Annotated in this window: 18 protein-coding genes; 7 read left to right on the forward strand and 11 right to left on the reverse strand. The window is 66.1% G+C overall.

The features are described 5' to 3' along the window. Positions 1–58: 58 nt before the first annotated feature. Both DRB17_RS11400 and DRB17_RS11405 read right to left on the reverse strand, forming a co-directional pair. Positions 59–4918, reverse strand: coding sequence for an NAD-glutamate dehydrogenase (locus DRB17_RS11400; RefSeq protein WP_114582335.1), 4860 nt, complete (start codon positions 4916–4918; stop codon positions 59–61). 136 nt (positions 4919–5054) lie between these two features. Beyond that, entirely contained in the window at positions 5055–5519 is a 465-nt protein-coding gene (locus DRB17_RS11405) for a CopD family protein (protein WP_206607862.1), read from the reverse strand. Between the two features lie 130 nt (positions 5520–5649). Here DRB17_RS11405 and DRB17_RS20855 point away from each other — a divergent pair, with 130 nt between their 5' ends. The 3 genes from DRB17_RS20855 to DRB17_RS11415 all read left to right on the forward strand — a co-directional run bounded on the left by DRB17_RS20855 (position 5650) and on the right by DRB17_RS11415 (position 8073). Beyond that, entirely contained in the window at positions 5650–5781 is a 132-nt protein-coding gene (locus DRB17_RS20855; protein WP_277738575.1) for a hypothetical protein, read from the forward strand. A 112-nt stretch (positions 5782–5893) separates the two neighbouring features. Continuing rightward, positions 5894–7036, forward strand: a complete 1143-nt coding sequence (locus tag DRB17_RS11410; protein WP_114582336.1) for an SMP-30/gluconolactonase/LRE family protein — start codon at positions 5894–5896, stop codon at positions 7034–7036. Positions 7037–7080: 44 nt separating this feature from the next. Continuing rightward, positions 7081–8073 (forward strand): OmpA family protein, encoded by a 993-nt coding sequence (locus DRB17_RS11415; RefSeq protein WP_161958792.1) that lies wholly within the window; start codon positions 7081–7083, stop codon positions 8071–8073. 94 nt (positions 8074–8167) lie between these two features. On the opposite strand, the gene DRB17_RS11420 is transcribed toward DRB17_RS11415, so the two are convergent. Further along, entirely contained in the window at positions 8168–9091 is a 924-nt protein-coding gene (locus DRB17_RS11420; RefSeq protein WP_114582338.1) for an ATP-grasp domain-containing protein, read from the reverse strand. Between the two features lie 135 nt (positions 9092–9226). Beyond that, entirely contained in the window at positions 9227–10558 is a 1332-nt protein-coding gene (dddP, locus tag DRB17_RS11425) for a dimethylsulfonioproprionate lyase DddP (RefSeq protein WP_114582339.1), read from the reverse strand. A gap of 235 nt (positions 10559–10793) precedes the next feature. Between dddP and DRB17_RS11430 the strand changes: the two genes are divergently transcribed. From DRB17_RS11430 to DRB17_RS11440, 3 genes are all read left to right on the forward strand, one after another. Further along, positions 10794–11465, forward strand: coding sequence for a MarR family winged helix-turn-helix transcriptional regulator (locus DRB17_RS11430; protein ID WP_114582340.1), 672 nt, complete (start codon positions 10794–10796; stop codon positions 11463–11465). After that, complete coding sequence (locus tag DRB17_RS11435) at positions 11462–12196, forward strand: hypothetical protein (protein ID WP_114582341.1); 735 nt, start codon at positions 11462–11464, stop codon at positions 12194–12196. The genes DRB17_RS11430 and DRB17_RS11435 overlap by 4 nt, the downstream gene beginning before the upstream one ends. Positions 12197–12280: 84 nt before the next feature. Beyond that, a complete protein-coding gene (locus DRB17_RS11440) occupies positions 12281–13003 on the forward strand; it encodes an MOSC domain-containing protein (protein WP_241503818.1) in 723 nt (240 codons plus the stop codon). Between the two features lie 29 nt (positions 13004–13032). Here the strand turns inward: DRB17_RS11440 and DRB17_RS11445 are convergent, their stop codons facing one another. The 7 genes from DRB17_RS11445 to DRB17_RS11475 form a co-directional block, all read right to left on the reverse strand. Continuing rightward, on the reverse strand, positions 13033–16518 hold the full coding sequence (locus DRB17_RS11445) for a pyruvate carboxylase (RefSeq protein WP_114582343.1): 3486 nt from the start codon (positions 16516–16518) through the stop codon (positions 13033–13035). A gap of 19 nt (positions 16519–16537) precedes the next feature. After that, positions 16538–17275, reverse strand: coding sequence for an aspartate/glutamate racemase family protein (locus DRB17_RS11450; RefSeq protein ID WP_114582344.1), 738 nt, complete (start codon positions 17273–17275; stop codon positions 16538–16540). 309 nt (positions 17276–17584) lie between these two features. Next, positions 17585–18322, reverse strand: coding sequence for an aspartate/glutamate racemase family protein (locus DRB17_RS11455; protein ID WP_161958793.1), 738 nt, complete (start codon positions 18320–18322; stop codon positions 17585–17587). Between the two features lie 244 nt (positions 18323–18566). Further along, positions 18567–19736 carry a M24 family metallopeptidase gene (locus DRB17_RS11460; protein ID WP_114582346.1) on the reverse strand — a complete coding sequence of 390 codons (1170 nt, stop codon included), beginning with the start codon at positions 19734–19736 and terminating at the stop codon, positions 18567–18569. 115 nt (positions 19737–19851) lie between these two features. Further along, positions 19852–20301: a universal stress protein gene (locus tag DRB17_RS11465; RefSeq protein WP_114582347.1), complete on the reverse strand. Its 450-nt coding sequence runs from the start codon at positions 20299–20301 to the stop codon at positions 19852–19854. 39 nt (positions 20302–20340) lie between these two features. Continuing rightward, positions 20341–21624, reverse strand: a complete 1284-nt coding sequence (locus DRB17_RS11470) for a TRAP transporter large permease (RefSeq protein WP_114582376.1) — start codon at positions 21622–21624, stop codon at positions 20341–20343. Positions 21625–21666: 42 nt separating this feature from the next. Continuing rightward, entirely contained in the window at positions 21667–22266 is a 600-nt protein-coding gene (locus DRB17_RS11475; protein WP_114582348.1) for a TRAP transporter small permease, read from the reverse strand. Between the two features lie 415 nt (positions 22267–22681). Between DRB17_RS11475 and DRB17_RS11480 the strand changes: the two genes are divergently transcribed. Further along, positions 22682–23719: a TRAP transporter substrate-binding protein gene (locus tag DRB17_RS11480; protein WP_206607863.1), complete on the forward strand. Its 1038-nt coding sequence runs from the start codon at positions 22682–22684 to the stop codon at positions 23717–23719. Positions 23720–23822 lie beyond the last annotated feature (103 nt).

Consider the following 23822-nt stretch of genomic DNA (forward strand, 5'->3'; position numbering starts at 1 on the left):
GGCGGACCGACGCCTCGGCGTACGCGGGTATCGGGGCTTCTCGCCAACCCCAGCCGCCCTACTCGCCGACCATCGACTTGAGCTGCCGGTTCGCCACGGCCAGCATTGCCAGGTCCGGCGTGCCGGCGGATTTCAGTTCCGTCAGCAGCTGCTCGGTCCGGTTCACCATCGCCTGGCGCTTGTCGGCCCAGGTCTGGATGGCCCCGTCGCCGGCACCGCCGCCGTCGCCACGGTCGAGGACGTCGAGCGTCACCGCCGTCTGATGGCTGTAGAAGTCGTCGATGATGGCCGTCACCGCCAGCTTGTCCCAGGCATCGTCGGTGGGAAGCTGTCCGGCGGCCGAGCGCAGCCAGTCGAAGCCGAAGCGGTGGCCGACGGTGAAGTAGGTCTTCGCCACGTCGATCACCTTCATTCCCACCCGCTGGGCAATGCGCACGATGTCGAGCGCCGGCGGCAGCAGGCGCAGGGCCACCACGCCGCGCGCCAGTTCCTTCGGCACGCCCTTGTCGGTGTAACTTCTCACCTGCCTGTTCAGCGCGTCGCTGTCGGCCTTGTCCAACAGCTCGTCCAGCTTGTCCGAGACGGTGGCGACACCCTTGCCATAGGTCTCGATGCCCTTGGCGGCGTCGATCGGGTGCTCGCAGTTGCGCAGGAACCAGGTGGTGGTCCGCTCGATCAGGCGGCCGCACTCGATCAACATGGCGTACTGCGTCGTCGCCGGGACCTTGGTGTCCAGTGCCTCGATCCCCGCCCACAGCTTGCGCAGGCCGAACACCTCGCGGGCGATGGCGTAGGCGCGGCAGATGTCCTCCGCCGGCATGCCCGTCTTCTCCCGGACCTCGTGGACGAAGGCGAGGCCGCCGCGGTTGATCACCGAGTTGCTGACCACCGTCGCCACGATCTCGCGGCGCAGCCGGTGCTGGCCGATACGTTTGGCGTAGGTTTTTTGTAGTTCCTTCGGGAAATAGGCCTCCAGGTCGGCTTCCATGTAGGGATCGTCCGGCAGCCCCGATGCCAGCAGCTCTTCATAGAGCGTCAGCTTGGCGTAGTTCATCAGGACGGCGGTTTCCGGCCGGGTCATGCCGGTGCCGGCCTTGCGCCGCTCCAGGATGATCTCGTCGTCGGGCAGGAACTCGATGGCCCGGTTCAGTTTGCCGGCGCGTTCCAGCGTGCGCATGAAGCGCGCGTTGCGGTCCAGCAGGTGGGCGCCAAGCTGCTCCGTCACCGAGATCGCCTGTGTTTGCAGGTAGTTGTCCCGCAGCACCAGGCCCGCGACCTCGTCGGTCATGCGCTCCAGCATCTCGTTGCGCTGCTTGCGCGTCATGTCGCCGGACTGCTCCACGTCGCCCAGGAGGATCTTGATGTTGACCTCGTGATCGGAGCAGTCGACGCCCGCCGAGTTGTCGATGGAATCGGTGTTGCAGTGGCCGCCGGCCAGCGCGTACTCGATGCGCGCGCGTTGCGTCATGCCGAGGTTCGCGCCCTCGCCGATGACCTTCGCTCCGACATTCCTCGCATCGACGCGCAGGCCGTCGTTGCCCCGGTCGCCGACTTCGGCATGGCTCTCGTCGGCGGCCTTGACATAGGTGCCGATGCCACCGAACCACAGCAATTCGGTGTCCGCCTTCAACAGCGCGTGGATCAACTCGTTCGGCGTGCAGCTATCCTTGCCAAGCTTGGCCAGCTTCTTGATCTCCGGCGTCAGTTTGATCGATTTCGCCTTGCGGTCGAAGACGCCGCCGCCCTTGGAGATCAGCTTGCTGTCATAGGCATCCCAGCCCTTCGCCTCGTCGAACAGGCGCTTGCGCTCCTTCCACGATTTCGCCGAATCAGGGGCGGGGTCGATGAAGATGTGCAGGTGATTGAACGCCGCCAGCAGCCGGATGTGCTTGGACAGCAGCATGCCGTTGCCGAAGACGTCGCCCGACATGTCGCCGCAGCCGATGGCGGTGAAGTCCTCGTTCTGGATGTCCTTGCCCAGCTCGCGGAAATGGCGCTTCACCGATTCCCAGCCGCCGCGCGCGGTGATTCCCATCGCCTTGTGGTCGTAGCCCGCCGAGCCGCCGGAGGCGAAGGCGTCGTCCAGCCAGAAACCGTATTCCTGCGAGACGCCGTTGGCGTAGTCGGAGAAGGTGGCCGTGCCCTTGTCGGCGGCGACGACCAGATAGGGGTCGTCGCTGTCCCAGCGAACCACCTCCTGCGGCGGCTGCACCTCGCCGGCGACGTAGTTGTCGGTCAGGTCCAGCATGGCCCGGATGAAGGTCTTGTAGCAGGCAACGCCTTCCTCCTGGACGTCCTTGCGGCTGGCGCCGGGACCCGGCGGGCGCTTCAGGACGAAACCGCCCTTCGAGCCGACCGGGACGATGACGGCGTTCTTCACCTGCTGCGCCTTCACGAGGCCCAGCACTTCGGTGCGGAAGTCCTCGCGCCGGTCGGACCAGCGCAGGCCGCCGCGCGCCACCATGCCGAAGCGGAGGTGCACGCCTTCGACGCGGGGCGAATAGACGAAGATTTCCCGGAACGGCCGGGGCAGCGGCAGCTCGTCGATGTTCTGGCTGTCCAGCTTGAACGACAGGTAGGACTTCTCGCGGCCGGCCGCGGCGCCCTGGAAGAAGTTGGTGCGCAGCGTCGATTCAATGGCATTCAGGAAGCGGCGGATGATGCGGTCCTGGTCCAGCACCTCCACGTTCTCCAGCCCGGCGTTGATCTCCTCGACGACCGCCGCGGCCTGCTTGTCGCGGTTGCCCTTGTGATGCGGATCGAAGCGCAGGTGGAACAGCTTCACCAGATTGCGGGCCAGGCCCGGATTTTCGGCCAGCGTGTCTTCCATGTACGCCTGGCTGAACGGGATCGCGGCCTGCCGCAGGTACTTGCAGTAGGCGCGCAGGACGATGATGTCGCGCGCCGTCAGCCCGCCCAGCAGCACCAGCCTGTTGAAGCCGTCGTTCTCCATCTCGTCGCGCCAGATGCGGGCGAAGGCCTCGTGGAACTTGTCCTTTACCTCGGACAGGTCGATGGCCCGGCCGCCGAAGGCACGCATGGTGAAGTCGTGGATATAGACGGTGGTCTCCAGGTCCCGCGGATGGACTTCGTAGGGATGCTCGGAGATCACCTTGATGCCCATGTTCTCCAGCATCGGGAGGATGTCCGACAGCGGGATCGGGCGGCCCGGATGGTAGATCTTGAAACGAACCTCGTCCTCCGCCGCCTCGATCGGGCGGTAGAGGTTCATTGCCAGTTCGCCCGTCTCCAGCGCGCGCTCGATCCTGTGGATGTCGAAGACGGCGGCGTGGGCGTGGAAATGCTCCTCGTAGCTGGCCGGGAACGCCTTGCCGAAGCGGCGCGTGGCCGCCAGCCCCGGCTCCTCGCCGCGATCCTCGATCAGCGCTTCCTGCAGGTGGTCCACCCATGAGCGCGCGGCATCGGCCAGCCGCTGCTCCACGGCGTTCTGGTCGACCTCGGGAATCCTGCCCGGCGTGGTGCGCACGATGATGTGGACGCGCGCCAGCGCCGCTTCGCTCAGGTGCGTGTAGAAGGCCGTCACATCGCCGTCGAAGGCCTGGGCCAGCAGCTTCTGGAAGCGCTCGCGCAGGTCGGTGTTGTAGCGGTCGCGCGGCACGTAGACGAGGCAGGAGACGAAGCGCTCGAATGGGTCGCGGCGGGTGAACAGCGCGATGCGCTGGCGCTCTTGCAGGTGCAGGATGCTGAGCGAGATGTTGTAGAGTTCGCCTTCGGATATCTGGAACAGCTCGTCGCGCGGATAGCTTTCCAGAATATGCATCAGCGCCTTGCCGTCGTGGCTGTCGGGGCGGAAGCCCGAGCGCTCCATCACACGGTCGACCTTGCGCCGCAGCAGCGGGATGTCGCGCGGACTGCGCGAATAGGCGACGGAAGTGAACAGCCCGGCGAAGAGCTGCTCGCCCAGGACGTTGCCTTTCTTGTCGAAGAACTTGATGGCGATGGTGTCCATGTGCACGGCGCGGTGCACGGTGGAGCGGTGGTTCGCCTTGGTGATGCGCAGCAGGTCGGGCTGTTGCAGGAATTCGCGCACGTCCGGGGGCAGTTTGCCCAGGTTGCGCAGGCCGTCGAACACGCGGTAGTCCGGATCGGCCAGGATGCCCAGGCCCGCCTCGTCCTGCACCTTTGCCACGGCGTCCCGGCCCGAGCCCTCGAAGACGTACTCGCGATAGCCCAGGAAGGTGAAGTGGTCGTCGGTGACCCACTTCAGGAAGGCGATTCCCTCGTCGATCTCGGCCTTGTCCAGCGGCGGCGGCGAGCTTTCGAGGTTGGCGGTGATCGCTCGCGCCTTCTCGCGCATCGCGGCCCAGTCGTTGACGGCGAAGCGCACGTCGCGCAGCACCCGCTCAAGCTCCTTGCGGATCTCGTCGTGCTTGTCGCGCGGCTGCTCGCTGATCTCGATGTGCATGAAGGATTCGCGCAGCGTGCCCTTGGCCGCCTTGCCCTTGCCGCCGCCCTCGCGCCGGCACGCCTGGGCAGTCACCAGTTGACCGCTGGCGTCGCGCTCCACCTCCAGGATCGGGTGGATCACCAGCAGCACCTGTGCGTCCAGTGCGGTCAGCTTGGCGGTGACCGAGTCGACCAGAAACGGCATGTCGTCGTTCACGATCTCGACGACGGTGTGCGAGGAACGGTAGCCGTGCTCCTCCAGATGCGGGCTGTAGACCCGGACCATCGGTGTGTCCGGCTGGCGCTTCTGGGCAAACCAGAACATCGCCAGCGCCTCGCCGTAGAGGTTGTCGGGGTCGTCGCCCAGCAGGTCGTCGGGCGGGACGTGGGCGTAGAACTGCCGCACGAAGGCCTCGACGATATCGGCGCGACCGCTCTCCAGGCGCTGGCGCACGCGATCGGCAACGCGGTCTATCAGGTCGCTCTTGAGCTGTTCCGCACCTACGGTCATCGCTTCAGCCTCCCCCGCCACGAACCGTTTTCGTTGGGCACTGCCCGCATACAGCGCCGAAAGGGAAGGCTATCGCGAATCACCAGGCGAGAAAATGCCGCTGATCGTGTTGTTTAATGGCAAATTTGCAAAGTCTTCAGGGCCAGTACCGTCCGCTTGACGCAATCGCGACCAAAACTAGCCCGAGTCCAAGGTTAATTCCGACAAAACGGCGAATTTGCTCCAGGTTGCGGGCGCCGGTCTCGCGCTCGCCCGCGTCCACCGCCTGCCTGAACCGGCGCCAGGGCGCGAAGTAGACGTGCGCGAAGATCAGCACCATCAGGATGCCAAGCCCCTGCATGACATGGATATGCAGACCGGCGCCGGCGAAGCCGCCATAACCGGCGAAGAGCATGTGGTAGCCGCTTGCCAGCAGAATGAGGATCGACAGCCAGACCAGCGGAAAGAAGCGCGCGAAGATACCGCGCCACAGCCGCTGCCGGTCCGGCCCCTCCAGCACGCCGGCGGCCGGGCGCACGAACCAGTAGGCGAAGGCCATGCCGCCGACCCAGACAACCGCGGCCAGGGCATGCAAGGCAAGCGCGAGCGTCATATCCATCATGATCGCGTTTCCGCTGTCCCGTGTGATAAAGTGCAAGATGCCGGTGAACGTCTAACCGCGCGGACGCCCGGCGTAAACCGGGTGCGGCATTCGTGCCCGGCAGGGCAACGGGCACCGAGGGCCGGAGCGAATGGCGGGTTTCCTGGGAAAGACATTGGGCGGGATGGCGCTGGCGGCAGCCTCCGTTCTTGGCTGGGCGCTTTGGGCCGAATGGGGTTTGGGCGTCGGCGTTTGCCTGAACCTCACCGGCCTGTGTATCTGAGCGCTGGCGGCGGCCGTTGCCCCTAGCCGTGCGCGCACACGCCATCCCCCGCCTTGTCGCCGCGTTCTTTCGCGTTGGGACCGGCCCGCCAAGACGGGCGGGAGGAGTGGTGATGCTGGCGCTGTTCGCCCTGACAGCTTCATCGCAGGCCGCGCCCGCGCGGGAAGCTGCGTACTGCCAGCGCGTGGCCCTGATCGACGCGGAGAGCGGCGCGCCGGTGCGTGGGGCCGAGGATATCGCGGTCGATGCCGATGGCGGCCGGCTGTACCTCTCGGCTTATGACCGCTGGGCGCTGGAGGATGCGCTTGCCGCCGACGCGGAGCGGCTGCCGCAGGGCGGCATTTACGCGGCACCCCTGTCAGAGGTGGCGGCGGCGGAGGCGCGGCTTTCGGTGCGGCGGCTGACCTCGGATGTTGCGGGCGACTTTCATCCCCACGGTATCGCGCTCTATCGGGAGGCCGATCCGCTCCGCCTGTTCGCCATCAACCACGCGTACTCGCGGCGAGACGGAGAGCGGCGGCGCGCCACCCGCATCGATGTTTTCGATCTTGCCGGGGATAGCCTGCAAGCGGCGAGCAGCCTGCGCGACGAGGCGCTGTGCCAGGCCAACGACCTTGTGGCGCTGTCACCGTCGGACGTATTGGTGAGCCGCGATCACGGGGCATGCCGCGGCCTGCGGCGATGGAGCGAGGATGCCCTCGGCCTCAGCCACGCCAAGGTGTTACTCGCCAGATTAGAGGAAGGCGGTGCTGCGCGGGTGAGGACTCTGGTCGACGGTCTCGGCTTCGCCAACGGCCTTGCGCTGAGTCCCGACAAGCGGCGGCTGGCGGTGGCGGCGACGCGGGAAGGGCGGGTGCATTTCTTCGACGTGCCCGCGTTGAAGCGCGGCGAGGCGGCGCCGCTGTCGAGCGTCAGGCTGGACGGCGGGCCGGACAACCTGAGCTGGACGCCCGGCGGCAAGGTGCTGGCCGCCGTGCACCCGTCGATGCTGAAGGCAGGAATGGCGCGCAACCGCTGGCTGGGGGCGCGCCGCGCCGGCAGCCGTGTGGTGGCGATCGATCCGGACGACGGGACGGTGGCGCCGCTTCTGGAGGATCCGGAAGGCCGGAAGCTGAACATGGCGACCGTGGCGGCGGCATTCGGCGAGCGCATCGTGGTCGCGGCGGTGCTGGACGACGCCGTGCTCGTCTGCAACCCGCCGTCACGCGATGCTCAAGCGAACGACACGGGACGTGACGCGTTTCATTCACAATGATCGACACTGAATTGAACGCTGCGCGAAGGGTACACGGCATCCGAATGAAGCATCTTGCATTGGCGTTTTTGAGCCTTGTCCGTCGCCGCGCGGCCGCGACGGGGGTCGTGCTGGCGATGACGCTGCCGGCGTGCTCCAGTCTGCAGGAAGCGGACCCGACCGGTCTTCTGGGCGGCGATGAGGTGCCCCGGCCGGAAAGGGTTGAAAGTCCCCCCGAAGGCGATGGCGAATACCCGAACTTGTCGAGCGTCCCCATGGAGCCGCCGCGCAGGCCCAGCCGCTCGGCGGAGCGCGAGGCGCTGAAGGAAGGGCTAATCGCCGATCGCGGCAGCGCCGTCTACAGCGACGAGCCCCTGCGGGCGGAGGGGCGGGCGACGTCTGCCCGGCCGGCCGGCGAGGTGCAGACCGCGCTTGGACCGGACGAGCCGGGATTGCCGCCGGAACGGCCCGTCATCATAAGCGAGGCCCCGGCCGGGCCCCCGATGCCGGAGGCGCCGTCGGGCCAGGAACTGTCAACGAAGGCTCAATCCGCGACCGAGCCGCGCACGGCCCCGCGCAAGCCGGACGACGGCGCGGATGCCGGCGCGGAAGCTGCCGAGAGCGAACAGGCCGGCTCTGGCGTTGCCGAGTCGGCGCAACCGGACACGCAGGCCTCCGATACCGGCGCTCGGTCGACCCTGGAGGAGACGCAGACCGCCGCCTTGCCACCGGCCGGGGAAACAGCGGACGCTCTGCGCGTGAGCTTCGAGGGCGATGCCGCCGAATTGTCGGCGAAAGCCCGCGAACAGCTTGCAGGGCTGGCCGAACGCCTGGCGGCCGACCCCGAGAGCCGGGTGCAGATCCGCGCCTTCGCCGCGCCCACCGACGATAGCGGCAGCGCGGCCCGGCGCCTTTCGCTGAAGCGGGCCCTGGAGGTCCGCTCGTTCCTGGCATCGCGCGGGGTTCGCTCGACGCGGATGGACGTCCGCGCGCTGGGCAGCTCCACCGACGAACAGCCCTACGACCGCGTGGACATCACGGCGGTGGATAAGGAATAGGGCGTCGGGAAAGCTGGCCCGCGTGGTCCGGCAGGTCATCCGCCACCGAAGTCCTGTCGCCGTTCGGTTCCAGGCCGATGGTCTGGACGGAAGCCTAGGCGGCCCTGGCGGATTGCACGCGCTCAAGCTCCCGGCCAAGGAAATCCGCCAGCCTTTCCATGCCGGAAACGCCGGCGACCGCTTCGGCGCGGCTGTTGTAATTGGTGTTCGTGTTGACGTCGTAGGTGAACACCGTGCCCGCGCGGTCGCGGATGAATTCGATGCCCGCCACCTCGATCCCGTTGTTCGCCAGGAAGCTTGCGTACTTCGTCAGCACCGGATCGTCGAAGCCGTCGATGATCTCGAACTTCTCTCGCTGCGCGGGGACCTCGCAGACATCGGCGGGGCAGAGGTCGAAGCCCTGGCTCGTGTCGACGCGAACGGCATAGAAGAACTGCCCGCCGATGAATTCGCAGCGGGTGATCGTCGGCTCCGCCGCGCGGATGTACTGCTGCACCAGCCAAGTTCCGTCCAGCGGCTGCTCCGTGGCCGGATCGTCCAGGATAGCGGCAAGCTGGTCGACGTTTTCCATCAACTGCACGCCGGCCCCGGTGCCGCCACGGTTGGGCTTCAGGATGAAGGGCGCTTCGTCAAGCTGCCGGGCGGCGTGCAGGACGCTCTCGCGCCCGACGGCGCCGATGGTCCTGGGCGTGCGCACACCGGCGGCTTCCAGCGCCGCGTACTGGCCCAGCTTGCTGACCTCCAGCGACAGGGCGCTGCTGTTGTTCACGACGCGCCGGCCCGCCGTTTCCAGCCAGGTCAGCACGTGCCGGGTGAGTTCCGGCGCGAAGCGATGGCCGCGCGTGTGGGCCGATGCGCTCATGCGATTATAGAAAACGCCCTCGGGCGGCCTGCCGGCGGGTTCGATCACGCCCTCGGCAAGATGCCATGATTCGTAACGCAGGCCGCGGACGTTCAGGGCGTCGAACAGCGGCCGTGTCCAGGCGTCGTTCTCGTGCAGGACGTGGATCTTGGACATTTCACACACTCGCAGGGCAATTCAATTTAATCCATTTTCCGCAAGTGTATAATTGGGTAGCGCATACACAGTCGCAAGTGCGCGCGCCGCGACCGATTCGCTCACGATTGCGTGAAACGTGGGTGCGATCCCTCGTTATTCGGACAGCCGTGCGTCGAAGGGATAGGACGTCAGGTTCTCGTAGCCGGTTTCGGTGATCAGCACCTGATCCTCCAGCTTGACGCCCTCGTGTCCGCCCACCGCGCCGACATAGGCCTCGACGCACAGCGTCATGCCCGGCATCAGCACGCCGTCGTAGCCGACGTGCTCGCAATCCTCGGGATAGCGGATGGCCGGATATTCGTCGCACAGCCCGATGCCGTGGTACATCACCGAATAGCGTTGCGCACGGTATTCCTCCGGCAGGCGATAGCCGCGCTCCATCAACTCCATGAAGCTCACGCCCGGCTTCAGGATCTCCATGTCGTGGGTCACCATCTCGCGCGCGATGCGGTGGAGCTGCCGCTGCTCCTCGCTGGGCCGGCCGTCGCCGCACAGCCAAGTGCGCGAGATGTCGGCGCAATAGCCATAGGGGCCGACCAGATCGGTATCGAAGCCGACAAGGTCGCCGTCCTGGATCACCCGGGGGCCGCACTCCTGGAACCAGGGATTGGTGCGCGGGCCGGAGGCGAGCAGGCGGGTCTCGATCCACTCGCCGCCGCGGCGGATGTTCTCGGCGTGCAGGACGGCCCAGAGGTCGGCTTCGGTCATGCCGGGGCGCAGCGCCTTCTCCATCTCCGCGACCGAGGCCTCGCAGGCCGCGATGGCGCAGCGCATGGCGTTCACCTCGTTCGCGTCCTTGTTGGCGCGCGCGTACTCCGTCACCTCCTGGCCGTTGCACAGGTCGATCCCCAGCCGGTCGAAGGCGCGCACCCCCGGCAGTTCAAGCTTGTCGACCGCCAGACGCCGATTGCCGCCGCCGTGCTGGCGCAGCAGAGAATCGATCTCCGCCGCGAATCGCCCGGCGAGTTCGTCGCTGCGCTCGGCGGCCTCGAAAAAGAAGAAGGAGGTGACGGGCCGCACCTCGTCCACCAGCGGCAGATGCTCCGACAGGTGGTTGCAGTTATGGAAGTCGAAGAGGATGACCGGCCCGTCGGTGGCGATGAAGCAGGCGCGCGCCGCGTTGTGCGTCACCCAGATCTGCATGTTCGAGGTATCGGTGGCATAGCGGATGTTCAGCGGGTCGAACAGCAGCAGGCCGGCGTAGTCGCGCGCGCAAAGCTGCTCCCGGATACGTCCGAGGCGATACGCGCGCAGCTTTGCCATGTCAGGCGGGGTCAGGCCGCGCGCCGCCCATTCCTGAAACGCCAGCGCGGTCGGACCGATCTCCACCCGGTCGTTGTCGTCCGGTGTGCCGTCGGGCCGCGTCGCCGCGCGGCGGGTAGGATCGATCTTGCGCCGATGCCGCGGCCCGAAATCGACGTTCATCCCCGAATCTCCCAACGATACCAGGCCGCAGCCCGGACACTGCCTGACGCGATGGAGAATTGCCCCGGACGAAAGTTGCCGGGAGGTCTCTGTATTCTCTGCGTGTACATGACCTTGGCGGTCCGCGTCGAGAGGGGTCGAGCAGGCGGCCGGGATTTCTTGTCCGGCTGTCTCTCGCGGGAAGGCAAATGCGTGCTTGACACGTCCGGAAAATCATTTAGGACTCCTTATCATTATGAACACGCTCTTTGACGATATCGGCGAGCCGCTCGCCCGCCGCGTTGGCGGTGGGCTGGCGAAGATCGCCATGGTGATGCGGCACCAGGCATGGGCCCAGGGCGGGGCGCACGGCCTGACGCCCACGCAGGCGCAGGTGCTGACGCTGCTGCGGGGGCGGGGGGCGCTGCGGCTTTCCGCCATCGCGGACGAGCTTGCGATCACCGCGCCCACGGCCAGCGATGCGGTCGCGGCCCTGCGGCGCAAGGCGCTTGTGGAGAAGCGGCGCGCGGCGGAGGACCGCCGGGCCGTGGCGATCTCGCTCACGCCGTCGGGGATCGAGGCGGCGAGCGGCCTCACCGAATGGCCCGACGTGCTGCGCGCCGCGATCGAGGATCTGTCGCCGGACGAGCAGGCGCTTCTTCTGAAGATGCTGACAAAGATGATCCGGACCCTGCAGGTGCAGGGGGCGATCCCGGTGCAGCGGATGTGCGCGGGCTGCCGGCACTTCCGGCCGAATGTGCATGACGACGCCGACACACCGCACCACTGCGCCTTCGTGAACGCGGCGTTCGGTAACCGGCATCTGCGTCTCGACTGCGGCGATTTCGAGGCCGCGGATGCCGCGATAAGTGCCGCCAACTGGCGGCAATTCCTCTCCCCCCACCGCAGTCAGGAGAATGAAAAATGAGACTGGCCCTGGGAAGTATCGTTTCCGCCGCCACGCTGGTCGGTGCACTTGCCGCGACACCGGCGTCGGCGCACGAGGTCACCGCGAAGTCCGGCAACGCCGACGCGGCCTTCGATGTCGTGCAGGCCAAGGTAACGGCCGAAAAGAACTGGCTGAACTTTCAAATGCGCGTCAGCGGCCAGGCCGGGGCCAGCGAGCCGACGCCCGCCGGGAAGCTGGCCGGCTCGCGGGTGTTCTCCTATGTCTGGCCGACCAAGCTGAACAGCGAGGCCGTCGGTTTCGACGCCGACCAGGGTATCCTGGCGTTTGCCGTCACCGCGCATCCCGACTTCGACGATACGCCGCTGTTCGACGAGGATGGCGACGGGAACACCGAGAACGACGGCCGGCTCTGGCACAGCCATTGGGTCGTCCTGGTCCCGGCGGAAGACGCCTGCGCCGGCGGTTTGAAGGTGCGGGACATCCCCGAGGGAGCGACGCCCGGCCTGCCCGCGACCTGGCCGGGGCTGCCGCTGCTGATCGACAGTCCGGGCTACACGCCGCTGATGAATGGCGGCGACGTAAAAGTGCGGGTGCCGTTCCGCAACGCGCCGGAGCTGAAGGGCGTGGCCTTTGACGGCGTGACCTCCGGGCTTCGTGTCAACGAGAGCGTGCACGAACCGCTCCTGTGCGTGGAGAACGTCTTCGACGTGGCCTCGGGCGACCTTAGCCTGCCGGGCAAGGTGGAGTAGGCTGCGGCGCATAGGGCCGGCTCCTTGTCCCTGGATGGCTCACCCCACTCCCTTGCCATCCGGGACAAGGAGTTCGCCCGGCCCATGTTTTCAGGAGAGCATTCAGCGGCGATGATCCAGGTGCGCGTCGACCACGTCCTGACCGGACGTACCATTCCCTTCGGCCCCAACGGCGAGCCCAGCGGTATCGACAAGCAGTGCGCGGACGGTCCCGTCAGCCTTATGCCGGATGGTCTTGCCGGCGACGCGCAGGGCGATACGAAGCATCACGGCGGGCCGGAGAAGGCCGTCCACCACTATCCGCGCGACCATTATCCACTATGGCGGGCGGAATATCCACAGCTTGCACCGCGCCTTTCGGCGCCGGGTGCGTTCGGCGAGAACATCTCGACGGAGGGCGTCGGCGAGGCGGACGTCTGTGTCGGCGACGTGTTCCGCCTGGGCACCGCGCTTGTGCAGGTCTCCCAGGGGCGCCAGCCGTGCTGGCGGCTCAACGTCCGTTTCGAGGCGCCCAAGATGGCGCGCTGGGTGCAGCAGAGCGGCCGCACCGGCTGGTACTACCGCGTGCTGGAGGCAGGGGAGGTCGTTGCCGGCGACTTTCTCAGGCTGAGTGAGCGGCCTTGCCCGGAATGGCCGCTCAGCCGCATTGTGGACGTGCTCTACCGCGATACGCTGAACCGCGAGGCGCTGGCCGCGATGAGCGCGCTTCCCGAACTGGCCGAGTCCTGGCGAACCCTGGCCGCTCGCCGCCTGGAACGCCACGCCGTCGAGGACTGGAGCCGCCGTGTCTCGACGCCGGGAGGGTGAGACGGCGGCGGCGCTTTGTCCGGCGTGGTTCAGGCGACAGCTTCCTCCGCCGCCTCCATCTCGATGACGAGGTCGTGCTGCTCCACCCGCGTGCCGGGGTGGAGGACGATATCTTGCACCTTGCCGGCGGTCTGGGCGTAGACGGCGGTTTCCATCTTCATCGCCTCGATGGTGAACAGGCGGTCGCCCGGCTTTACGGTATCGCCGGGCTGCACGGCGACGCCGACGATCATGCCCGGCATCGGCGCGCCGATCTGGCCGGGATCGACCTCGTCGGCCTTGCGGTGCGCCTTGCCCTTCACGGCCAGGGCATGATCCTGCACGGTGACGGTGCGCGGCTGGCCGTTCAGCTCGAAGAAGATGGTGCGGCGACCCTCGTCGTCCGGCTCGCTTAGCGCCTGATAGGTGACGATGAGGCGCTTGCCGGGTTCGATCTCGATGTTGATCTCCTCGCCTGGATTCGGGCTGTAGAAGAACGCCGGCGTCGGGATCACGCCGACGTCCGCGTACTGCCGGCGATGCTTGGCATAATCCAGGTAGACGGCCGGATACATCAGGTAGCTGGCCAGCGCCCGGTCGTCGGCCTTGCGGCGGACCTTCTTCTCAAGCTCGGCGCGCTCCCGCTCCAGGTCGATCGGCTCCAGCACCGCGCCGGGGCGCTGGGTCATCGGCGCTTCGTCCTTCAGGACCTTCTTCTGCAGCGCCTCGGGGAAGCCGCCGTAGGGCTGGCCCAGCTCGCCCCGGAAGAACTCCACGACGGAGGCGGGGAAGGCGATGTCCCGGTTCGGGTCCAGCACCTGCTCCTTGGTGAGTTCGTTGGAGACCATGAACAGCGCCATGTCGCCGACCACCTTGGAGGACGGCGTCACCTTGACGATGTTGCCGAACAGCTCGTTCACCTCGGCATAGGTGCGGGCCACCTCGGGCCAGTGGCTTTCCAGGCCCATGGAGCGGGCCTGCTCGCCAAGGTTGGTGTACTGCCCGCCGGGCATGCCGTGCTCGTACACCTCGGCCGCGCCGGCGCGCATCTCGGGCTCGAACGGCCGGTAGTACTTGCGCACGCCGCGCCAGTAGTTGGAGATCTGCCGCAGGGCCGGCCGGTCCAGGCCGGTGTCGCGCTCGCTGCCGCGCAGGGCCTCGGCGATGGAGCCCAGGTTGGGTTGCGAGGTCAGGCCGCTCATCGCGTCCATCGCGGCGTCGGCGGCATCCACGCCGGCCTCCGCCGCCGCCAGCAAGCTGGCCGAGGCGATGCCGCTGGTGTCGTGGGTGTGGAAGTGGATCGGGAGGCCGACTTCCTGCTTCAGCGTGCTGACCAGCCGCCGCGCGGCCTCCGGCTTGCACAGGCCGGCCATGTCCTTGATGCCCAGGATGTGGGCGCCCGCGGCCTCAAGCTCTTTCGCCAGCGAGACGTAGTACTTGAGGTCGTACTTTTCCTCGGCCGGATCGCTGAGGTCGCCGGTGTAGCAGATCGCCGCCTCGCACAGCTTGCCGGACTCGCGGACGGCATCCATGGAGACGCGCATGTTCTCCACCCAGTTCAGCGAGTCGAAGACGCGGAACACGTCGATCCCGGCCTCCGCCGCCGTCTTGACGAAGAAGCGCACCACATTGTCGGGGTAGTTCTTGTAGCCCACCCCGTTCGCGCCGCGCAGCAGCATTTGCAGCAGGATGTTCGGCACCTGCGCGCGCAGCCGCTCCAGCCGCTCCCACGGGTCTTCCTTCAGGAAGCGCATGGCGACGTCGAAGGTGGCGCCGCCCCAGCATTCCAGCGAGAACATCTCGGGCAGCATCCGTGCGTAGTGCGGGGCGACGGCCAGCAGGTCGTGGGTGCGGAAGCGCGTCGCCAGCAGCGACTGGTGCGCGTCGCGCATCGTCGTGTCGGTCAGCAGCAGGCGCTTTTGCTCCAGCATCCACTTGGCGAAACCCTCGGCGCCCAGCTCGTTCAGGCGCTGCTTGCTGCCCGGAACGGGGTCGTGGTCCGGCAGGTCGGGCAGGCGCGCGGGCGGGCAGTCGCCCGGCCAGGTGCGGCCCTTCACCTCCGGATTGCCGTTCACGGCAACGTCGCCCAGGAACGACAATAGCCGGGTCGCCCGGTCCCGGCGCGGCGGGAAGTCGAACAACTCGGGCGTTTCGTCGATGAAGCGGGTGGTGATCTCGCCGCCGCGGAACTTCGGATGGTCGATCAGCGATTCCAGAAAGCGCAGGTTGGTCGCCACGCCCCGGATGCGGAACTCGCGCAGGGCGCGGTTCATGCGCGAGGCCGCTTCTTCCGGCGTCGGCGCCCAGGCCGTCACCTTCTCCAGCAGCGAGTCGTAGAACGGCGTGATGACCGCGCCGGAAAAGGCGGTGCCGCCATCCAACCGGATGCCGAAGCCCGTGGCGCCGCGATAGGCCGCGATCTGGCCGTAGTCGGGGATGAACTTGTTCTGTGGGTCCTCGGTCGTCAGGCGGCACTGTAGGGCGTGGCCCTCCAGTTTGATGTCCGCCTGCGCCGGCAAGCCGCTGTCGGGCTCGCCGATACGCGCGCCCTGGGCGACCCGGATCTGCGCCTTCACGAGGTCCACGCCGGTCACCTCTTCGGTGACGGTGTGCTCGACCTGGATGCGCGGGTTCACCTCGATGAAGTAGAAGCGACCGTCGTCGACGTCGTAGAGGAACTCCACGGTTCCGGCATTGACGTAGTCCGCCGCCTTGGCCAGGCGCACGGCGGAACGGCACAGGTCGTCGCGCACCCGCGGGTCCAGGTCGGGGGCGGGGGCGCGTTCGACCACCTTCTGGTGGCGGCGCTGGAGGGAGCAGTCGCGCTCGAACAGGTGGACGACGTTGCCGTGGCCGTCGCCCAGGACCTGCACTTCCAGGTGGCGGGCGCGGCGGACCAGCTTCTCCAGGAAGACCTCGTCGTTGCCGAAGGCGGCCTTGGCCTCGCGACGGGCGGCCGCGACCTCGTCGGCCAGCCTGTCGGCGTTCTCCACCACGCGCATGCCGCGGCCGCCGCCGCCCCAGCTTGCCTTCAGCATCACCGGGAAGCCGATCTCCTCGGCGATGCGCCGGCACTCACCGTCGTCGTAGGGCAGGGCGGCCGAGGCCGGCATCACCGGAATGCCCGCGCTCTCCGCCAGCTTGCGCGCCTCCATCTTGGAGCCGAACTGCTCCATTACCGTGGGCGGCGGGCCGATGAAGACGATGCCGGCGTTGGCGCACGCCCGAGCGAAGTGCGGGTTTTCGGACAGGAAGCCATAGCCCGGATGGATCGCGTCGACACCGGCGTTGTGGGCGATGCGCAGGATCTCGTGGATGTCGAGGTAGGCGCTGACCGGCTCGTGGCCCTGGCCCACCATATAGCTTTCGTCCGCCTTGAAGCGATGCAGGGCAAAGCGGTCTTCGTGCGAATGGATCGCCACGGTGCGGATGCCCATCTCCGTTGCCGCGCGGAACACGCGGATGGCGATCTCGCTGCGGTTGGCAACCAGCAACTTGCGAAACGGGCGCAGACCCTCGGCCTTGCGTCGCACCATGGCCCCCTCACTCTTGTGGCTAGAAATGTCCCTCGAATCGGCGTCGGCGGCGTGCCGCCACGAACTGCTCCACCATCGTGGTGAAGTCGAACACCGGCAGGCCGGTAGCCTGCTGAACGGCATAGGCGTAGGGCGGCAGATCGGCGCATTCCAGCAGGATTGCGCCCATGTCCGGATGCTCGGCAAGCATGCGCCGGGCCATGCCGACGCAGGCGCGCTCCACCGCGTCGGTATCCACAACGCCGCTGTCGCGCATGAACGGCTCGTTGAACGCCGGGTATTCGTCCATGCCGTAGACGGCGACGGGATCGTCGGCATCGACGTGCGCCAGCGCCAGGATCTCGGGGGTCAGCCCGCCCTTCGACGCGGTCATCACGCCCACGGGCCGCTTGCGGGCAAAGGACGTCAGGATCGTGGGAAGCTGCAGCAGCGAGGACAGGAAGACCGGCACGCTGACCTCGCGCGCAAGCTGCTCCTGGAACTGGATCATGAAGCCGCAGTTGGAGGTGATGCCGCGCACGCCCTGCGCCTCAAGCTGCCGGGCGGCTTGCAGCACCTCGTCGATCAGCGCCGGGTCGTTCTTATGAATGAGCCGGTCGATGGTGCAGCCGGCCATCGGCGCGTAAAGAACAGGGAACGGCCAGGTGCACGCATTGCCGACATCCCCCGGCACGAACGGCTGATCGCAGTCGATGAGCAGCACGCCAAGCTCGTGCCCGTAGGAATGCGCCCCCTTGCGTGTGCGATAGGTCGCCATGCCCGTTGCGGTTCCTTTGCTACCAGTAGGCGCAATTTACGGCCACTAAAGTGCGTAGAATAGCTTGGCGTCCACGCTTCGCCTTGCAAGCCGCCGACATGCCGCGAGAAAGAACCGACGTCCGTCGCAGGAGAGGCATCAATGCGATTGGAAGCGTCAGGGCAAAAGAGGGGCGCGTGCTCTGGGAGCGTGTTCTGGGGCGAGCTTGCCGGCGACTTGCCCAGGCATGAGGGGAGCCGGGATTGAGCGGGCGGGAGAGGCAAGGAGCGAACCGGCCGGATCTGCCCGACCCGGCCGGTCTTTGCGGACCTAGTAGTGGCCGTCGTAGCGAGGGCGGTGATAGCCGGCGATGAACTGCTCGGCCATGGTAACGAAGTCGTAAACCGGCAGCCCGGTCGCCTTCTGCATCGCGTTGGCGTAGGGCGGCAGGACGGCGCATTCCAGCAGGATCGCGCCCATGTCGGGGTGGTCCGAGACCATCCTTTTGGCCAAGTCCACGCAGGCGCGCTCCACCGCGTCGGTATCGACGACGCCGCTGTCATGCATGAAGGTGTCGTTGAACTCCGGGTACTGGTCGACGCCATAGACCGGGGTCGGGTCGTCCGGGCCGACATGGGCCAGCGCCAGGATGTCCCGCGACAGCCCGCTCGTCGAGGCCGTCATGACGCCGACGGGCCGCTTGCCGCCAAGCGAGCGCAGGATGTAGGGAAGTTGCAGCAGCGGAGACAGGAAGACGGGAACGCTGGCCTCGGCGGCGAGCTGGTCCTGGAACTGGATCATGAAGCCGCAGTTGGAGGTGATGGCGCGCACGCCGTAACTCTCCAGCTTCTTCGCCGCCTCGCGCACCTCGGCGATCAGCGAGGCGTCGTTCTTGTGGATCAGCCGGTCGATGGTGCAGCCCTTCATCGGCTGGAACAGGACGGTGAACGGCCAGGTCGTGGCGTTGCCCACGTCGCCGGGGACGAGCGGCTGATCGCAGTCGATCTGCAGGATGCCCAGCTCATGGCCGTATGAGCTGGTCCCCTTGCGTGTGCGGTAAATCGGCATGCTTGTTGACCTCCCTCTCAAGCTATGGGCGCGCATGCTGCCATAGAGGGAACATATAGTCTATCTTTAACGTATAAGTTGTGTTTTGCGGTTGCTTGTGTGCGGGAACAGGGGGCGCGCTCGTCTATGCCGCACCTTCACTGCACATTGCAGCCAAGGCGCGATTGAACGGCGGTTAATGGCGCGGACCGTCCAATCGCGCGGCTTTTGAGTCATTCCGGAAAGGCCAGACGAAACGAACCGTCTAATCCTTGACCACCAGCTCTGGCGGCACGTTGGCGAAGCATTCCGCGCCGCTCTCGGTGACGCGGAAGGTTTCGGAGATTTCCAGGCCCCAGTCGTCCATCCAGATGCCCAGGATCATGTGGAAGCACATGTTGGGTTCAAGCTCGGTGTGATCGCCCGGGCGCAGGCTCATGGTGTGCTCGCCCCAGTCCGGGGGATAGTTGAGGCCGGTGGAATAGCCGATGCGCGAATCCTTGGTCAGGCCGTACTTGGCGACGCACTCGCGCCATGCGGCCTCGACATCCTCGCAGACGATGCCGGGTTTGACGACGTCCAGCGCGGCGTGCAGGCCCTCGACCACCCAATTGGCGGCGTCGGCCAGCTTCTGCGGCGGCTTGCCCAGGAACACCGTGCGCGCCTGGGGGCAGTGGTAGCGCCGCCGGCAGCCCGCCAGTTCAAGGATCGTCGCCTCGCCCTTCACGAACGGCTGATCCGTCCAGGTGAGGTGCGGCGTCGAGGTTCCCTCGCCGGTCGGCATCATAGGGACGATGGCCGGGTAGTCGCCGCCATACTCCGGCGTGCCGGAGATCTGGGAATAGTAGATGCGCGCCGCCGCGTCGCACTGGCGCACGCCGGGCTCAACCGAATCGAACGCGGTCTGCATCACGTTCTCGAGTATCCGCGCGGCCTGGCGCATGTAGCGGATCTCATTCTCCGACTTCACCGAGCGGACCCAGTTCACCAGCGCGCCCGCGTCCTGGAAACGGGCGTCGGGCAGCTTGTACTGCAGCGAGAAGAAGCAGGTGGCGGTGAAATAATAGCTGTCCATCTCCACGCCGATGACGCGGGTGTCCCAGCCACGCTCGACGATGATGTCGCCGACGTAGTCGAAGGGGTGCTTGGTGACCGCCTGGACATAGTCGTCGGGATAGCCGATGACGTTCTCGTGCTTGAGGAAGGTGGTCGCATGCGCCGCGCGTACGTCCATCTTCCGGCCGATCCACAGCGGCTCCGGCTCGTCGATAGCCAGCACCACCGTCTGCGGCACGTAGAACGACCAGCCGTCATAGCCGGTCAGATAGTTCATGTTCGCGGGATCGACGATCAGCAGCAGCTCTATCCCGCGCTGTTCCATGCGTTCCTTTGTCTTCTGGATACGCTCCAGGTATTCGGCGCGCTCGAACGCCATGCCCTTTTGCTCCCCAATCCTAGAGTTCCGCGCGTCTTGTTGCCGTTGGCGCGCTGCACTCCAGCGGTCGTACTGAAAGGAGCGATTTAAGGCAAGGCGTGTGAACGCCCTGTATTCACTTCACGGTGATCACGCTGCATTTCGCCAGGCTCGCCACCTTGTGGGAGACGCTGCCGAGCAGCAGTCCGCTGACGTCGCCAAGCCCGCGGCTGCCCAGGACGATGGCGTCGGCGCCCTGGTCCTCCGCCACCTTCGCGATCGTGCGCGCCGGCTGGCCGTGCTTCACCACGACGTCGACCTTGGGGATGTCGTGATCGCGCGCGATCGCTGCCGCCTCGTCCGCCACCTCCTGTGCGGCCTGTTTCAACTCGCCGTCGGTGATCTGCGGTTCCACCGACTTGCGGGTGCGCACCAGCGAGTGGGTGGATTCCTGCATGCGGATGGACTTATAGACGGCAAGCAGTGTGAGCTCGGCTCCATACTTCTCCGCGAGGTCCGAGGCGATCTCGACGGCCCGCAGCGCGTGCTGCGAGCCGTCGACGGCGACCAGAATCTTCTTGAACATCTACCCTCCCGTCCGGTTCGTTCCGGCTGTGCGGGGCGGTCAGTAGCCGAAGGCCACGTCGCGCAGGAACAGCGCCAGTTCCGGCCAAACGATGAGCAGCACCGAAACGGCCGCCAGCATGACGATGAACGGTGGCGTTCCCTTGATGACGTCCAGATAAGGCCGCCGGAACACTGCGATTGCCGTGAAGATGTCGCAGCCGAACGGCGGCGTCGCCGAGCCGATGGCCGCCTGCAGCGTCACGATGACGCCCACCAGGATCGGATCGATGCCCGCCGCCTGGACGTAAGGCTTGAACAGCGGCACCAGGATCAGGATCACCACGATGGGGTCCACGAACATGCAGCCGACGAAGAACGAGACGGCGATAATCGCCAGAATCTCCCACTGGGCCATCTGGTCCATGCCGATGCCGCCCAGGATCTGCTGCGGAATCATGGCGAACGAGATGGTCCAGGAGAACGCCGTTCCCGCGGCGACCAGGATGAACACCACGGCCGTGATAAGGCCGGTCGACATCGCAATGTCAGGAATCTCGGACAGCTTGACCGAGCGGAAGATCACCACCTCCAGCAGGAAGGCGTAGAGGACCGAGATTGCCGCCGCCTCGGTCGGCGAAAAGATGCCGGTATAGATGCCGCCGACGATGATGACCGGGAAGCCCAGCGGCAGCAGTGCGCGCTTAATGGCTTGCCAGCGCAGCGCCCAGGTCGCCTTTTCTTCCACCGGAACGCCCTGAAAGCGCGCGGCGATCCAGCAGTAGACCGAGAACATGAGCAGGATGAACAGCCCCGGTCCGATACCCGCAATGAACAGCTCGCCGATGGAGGCGCCGGCGACGACGCCGTAGATGATCATGCCGATGGACGGCGGGATAAGCAGGGCAATGTCGCTGGCGTTGATCGTCAGCGCGATGGTGAAGGCGTCCGTGTAGCCGGCCTTCAGCATCTTCGGGCGCAGCGGCCCGCCGATCGCCACCACCGTCGCCTGAGTCGAGCCGGAGACCGCGCCGAACAGGGTGCAGCTTGCCGCCGTGGTTATGGCGAGCCCGCCGCGCAGGTGCCCGACGAAGCGCAATACGAGATCGAGCAGCCGGTCGGCCGCGTGGCCCTTGGTGACGATATCGGCGGCGAAGATGAACATCGGCACCGCGATAAGCGCCACCGGCTTCACCCCGCCCACCATCTGCTGGATCATGATCTCGGGGTTGATGCCGCTGAAATAGAAGAAGAAACCGACCATCGCCGCCGCGATCAGCGGGATCATCATCGGGAAGCCCAGCAGCAGCAGGACGATCATTACTGCCACCAGGGTCGTGGTCATGCCTTCGCCACCCATGACGTGTCCTAACCTTTCCCGCCCGCGCTAGAGGCCGCTACCGACCGTGGGGTCGCTTTCGTCGTAGGCGTCCACTTCGGTGTAGGAGATGTACACCTCGTGCGCCCGAACATTGCGCACCACGGTCAGCGCGTACTGTATGCCCGTGATGACGAAGCCCACGGGGACCCAGATGTAGGTGACCCACAGCGGCACCCCCAGCGCCGGTGTAACGGTGCCGCGGCCCATGAGGCCATCGAGGTACTGGTAGGAATAGTAGGCGAGTACGAACATCACCGCGCCGGTGCCCAGGCTCATGATGATCATCAGCGCCTTTTTCAGGGGGTCGGAGAGTTGATCGTAGATCGCCGACATCCTGATGTGCCGCCCCTTGCGCGAGGCGTACCCGAGCCCCACCCAGGTGACCAGCACGATGAGGAACTGATTCACTTCCTCGGTGAAGTACAGGCTCTGATTGAACAGGTTCCGGCCGAACACATTGGCGATGGTGTTCACCGCCATGATGAGAATGCCGTAAGCCAAAACATAGGTCTCGAAGGTCTCGAAGGCCTTGTCGATGATATTCAGCACGCGGATGGGCGGTGTGTCCCGCCCCGGTCGCTTCGCATCGCTGGCGGTTTTTGTCATGCGGCGGTCCCGTATCCCCCGTTTTTTCGGCGGCCCGCGGTCGGTTCGAACGGGACGGCTGGTCCCTTGTCCGCGATCCGCATGGGCGTCCGTGCGCTGCCCCTCCCTTTGGCCGCGCCGACGCTTATCAATTAATGACAAATGATCGGGTGGGCAGGATACGCTGTCAACGAAGAGTTTCACAGTAAGGCTAACATACCGAGAAAACTGCAGAATCTCACCGGTTTTCGCGCGTCAAGTGCTTTCGATTCGGTACTTTTGCCGGTTACGATCGTACGACATGTGACTTGAAACGCTTTGATCGCGCCCATAGGCTTTATGGTGACCGTCGGAAATCGCCCGTTCCAGCCGGCGTGGGCGGTCAACGACACGAGTGTTACGGATAATGAACATGAGGGAAGGGAGGCTCTCGACCATGAAACGTTATACCCGCTGGGGTGTGAGCGCGGTTGCCTCGCTCACGCTCGCGATCGGCACGCTGGCGCAGCCGGCTGCGGCCGAGTCGTGGAAGTTCGCGCTTGAGGAGATCGACGGCAGCGTGCAGGACGCCTACGCCGAGGCGTTCAAGAAGCGCATCGAGGAGAAGTCCGGCGGCGAGGTCACCGTCAATATTTACCCCTACGGCACGCTCGGCACTTCGACGCAGCTTACCGAACTGGCGGCGAACGGGGCGATCCAGTTCGCCAACGCCTCGCCGGGGCATCTCGGCAAGCTCATCCCCGAGATCCAGGTCCTGTCGATTCCCTACCTGCTGTCCCAGAACAACGAGTGCAATAAGCAGGTCCTGGGCGGCAGCGAGGTCATCTACGAGAATCTCGACGAGAAGTTCGAGAACCAGGGCCTGAAGCTCCTGACCATGTACCCCGAAGGGCAGATGGTCTGGACCACCAACAAAAAGATCACGAGCCCCGAGGACTTCAGCAACTTCAAGATCCGCGTCATGACCTCGCCGCTGCTCGTGCGGGCATACGAGGCCTTCGGCGCGAACCCGACGCCGATGCCGTACTCCGAGGTCTACTCGGGCCTGCAGCTTGGCCAGATCGATGGTCAGGTGAACCCGATCTTCGCGATCGAGGAGATGAAGTTCTACGAGGTCCAGGACTACATGATCTGGGCCGGCCAGCAGCAGTTCACGACCACGGTCGTGGCCAACTACGGCTTCTATGACGGCCTGTCGGACGAGCACCGGCAGCTTGTCGACTCGACCGTCGACGAGATGGTCGACGTGATCTTCAAGACCCAGGACCAGTACAACAAGGAGCGCCTGGAGAAGATCAAGCAGACCTCCGACATCGAGATGATCCACCTGAACGAGGAGCAGCGCGCCGTCTTCGCCGAGCGCGCCAAGCAGGTGGAGAAGAAGTTCGTCGAGATGACGGGCGACAGCGGCGAGAAGGTGCTCAATGCCCTGACGCAGGAAATCAAGTCCTGCGAGGACAAGATGGGCAGCTGACGCCGCCGCCTATTGGAATGGCCGCGCGCAATGCGGCCGATGGCGGGTCGGGGCTTCCCGGCCCGCCGTTTTTTCGCCATGCTCCGAATCCTTCGGCGACGGC

This window comes from Ferruginivarius sediminum (genome assembly GCF_003344765.1).
Classification (GTDB): Bacteria; Pseudomonadota; Alphaproteobacteria; order Kiloniellales; family Rhodovibrionaceae; genus Ferruginivarius; species Ferruginivarius sediminum.

Coding starts and splice junctions, on each gene's coding strand:
- DRB17_RS11400 (WP_114582335.1), bottom strand. CDS start 4,918: ATGACCGTAGGTGCGGAACAGCTCAAGAGCGACCTGATAGACCGCGTT.
- DRB17_RS11405 (WP_206607862.1), bottom strand. CDS start 5,519: ATGATGGATATGACGCTCGCGCTTGCCTTGCATGCCCTGGCCGCGGTT.
- DRB17_RS20855 (WP_277738575.1), top strand. CDS start 5,650: ATGGCGGGTTTCCTGGGAAAGACATTGGGCGGGATGGCGCTGGCGGCA.
- DRB17_RS11410 (WP_114582336.1), top strand. CDS start 5,894: ATGCTGGCGCTGTTCGCCCTGACAGCTTCATCGCAGGCCGCGCCCGCG.
- DRB17_RS11415 (WP_161958792.1), top strand. CDS start 7,081: ATGAAGCATCTTGCATTGGCGTTTTTGAGCCTTGTCCGTCGCCGCGCG.
- DRB17_RS11420 (WP_114582338.1), bottom strand. CDS start 9,091: ATGTCCAAGATCCACGTCCTGCACGAGAACGACGCCTGGACACGGCCG.
- dddP (WP_114582339.1), bottom strand. CDS start 10,558: ATGAACGTCGATTTCGGGCCGCGGCATCGGCGCAAGATCGATCCTACC.
- DRB17_RS11430 (WP_114582340.1), top strand. CDS start 10,794: ATGAACACGCTCTTTGACGATATCGGCGAGCCGCTCGCCCGCCGCGTT.
- DRB17_RS11435 (WP_114582341.1), top strand. CDS start 11,462: ATGAGACTGGCCCTGGGAAGTATCGTTTCCGCCGCCACGCTGGTCGGT.
- DRB17_RS11440 (WP_241503818.1), top strand. CDS start 12,281: ATGTTTTCAGGAGAGCATTCAGCGGCGATGATCCAGGTGCGCGTCGAC.
- DRB17_RS11445 (WP_114582343.1), bottom strand. CDS start 16,518: ATGGTGCGACGCAAGGCCGAGGGTCTGCGCCCGTTTCGCAAGTTGCTG.
- DRB17_RS11450 (WP_114582344.1), bottom strand. CDS start 17,275: ATGGCGACCTATCGCACACGCAAGGGGGCGCATTCCTACGGGCACGAG.
- DRB17_RS11455 (WP_161958793.1), bottom strand. CDS start 18,322: ATGCCGATTTACCGCACACGCAAGGGGACCAGCTCATACGGCCATGAG.
- DRB17_RS11460 (WP_114582346.1), bottom strand. CDS start 19,736: ATGGCGTTCGAGCGCGCCGAATACCTGGAGCGTATCCAGAAGACAAAG.
- DRB17_RS11465 (WP_114582347.1), bottom strand. CDS start 20,301: ATGTTCAAGAAGATTCTGGTCGCCGTCGACGGCTCGCAGCACGCGCTG.
- DRB17_RS11470 (WP_114582376.1), bottom strand. CDS start 21,624: ATGACCACGACCCTGGTGGCAGTAATGATCGTCCTGCTGCTGCTGGGC.
- DRB17_RS11475 (WP_114582348.1), bottom strand. CDS start 22,266: ATGACAAAAACCGCCAGCGATGCGAAGCGACCGGGGCGGGACACACCG.
- DRB17_RS11480 (WP_206607863.1), top strand. CDS start 22,682: ATGAAACGTTATACCCGCTGGGGTGTGAGCGCGGTTGCCTCGCTCACG.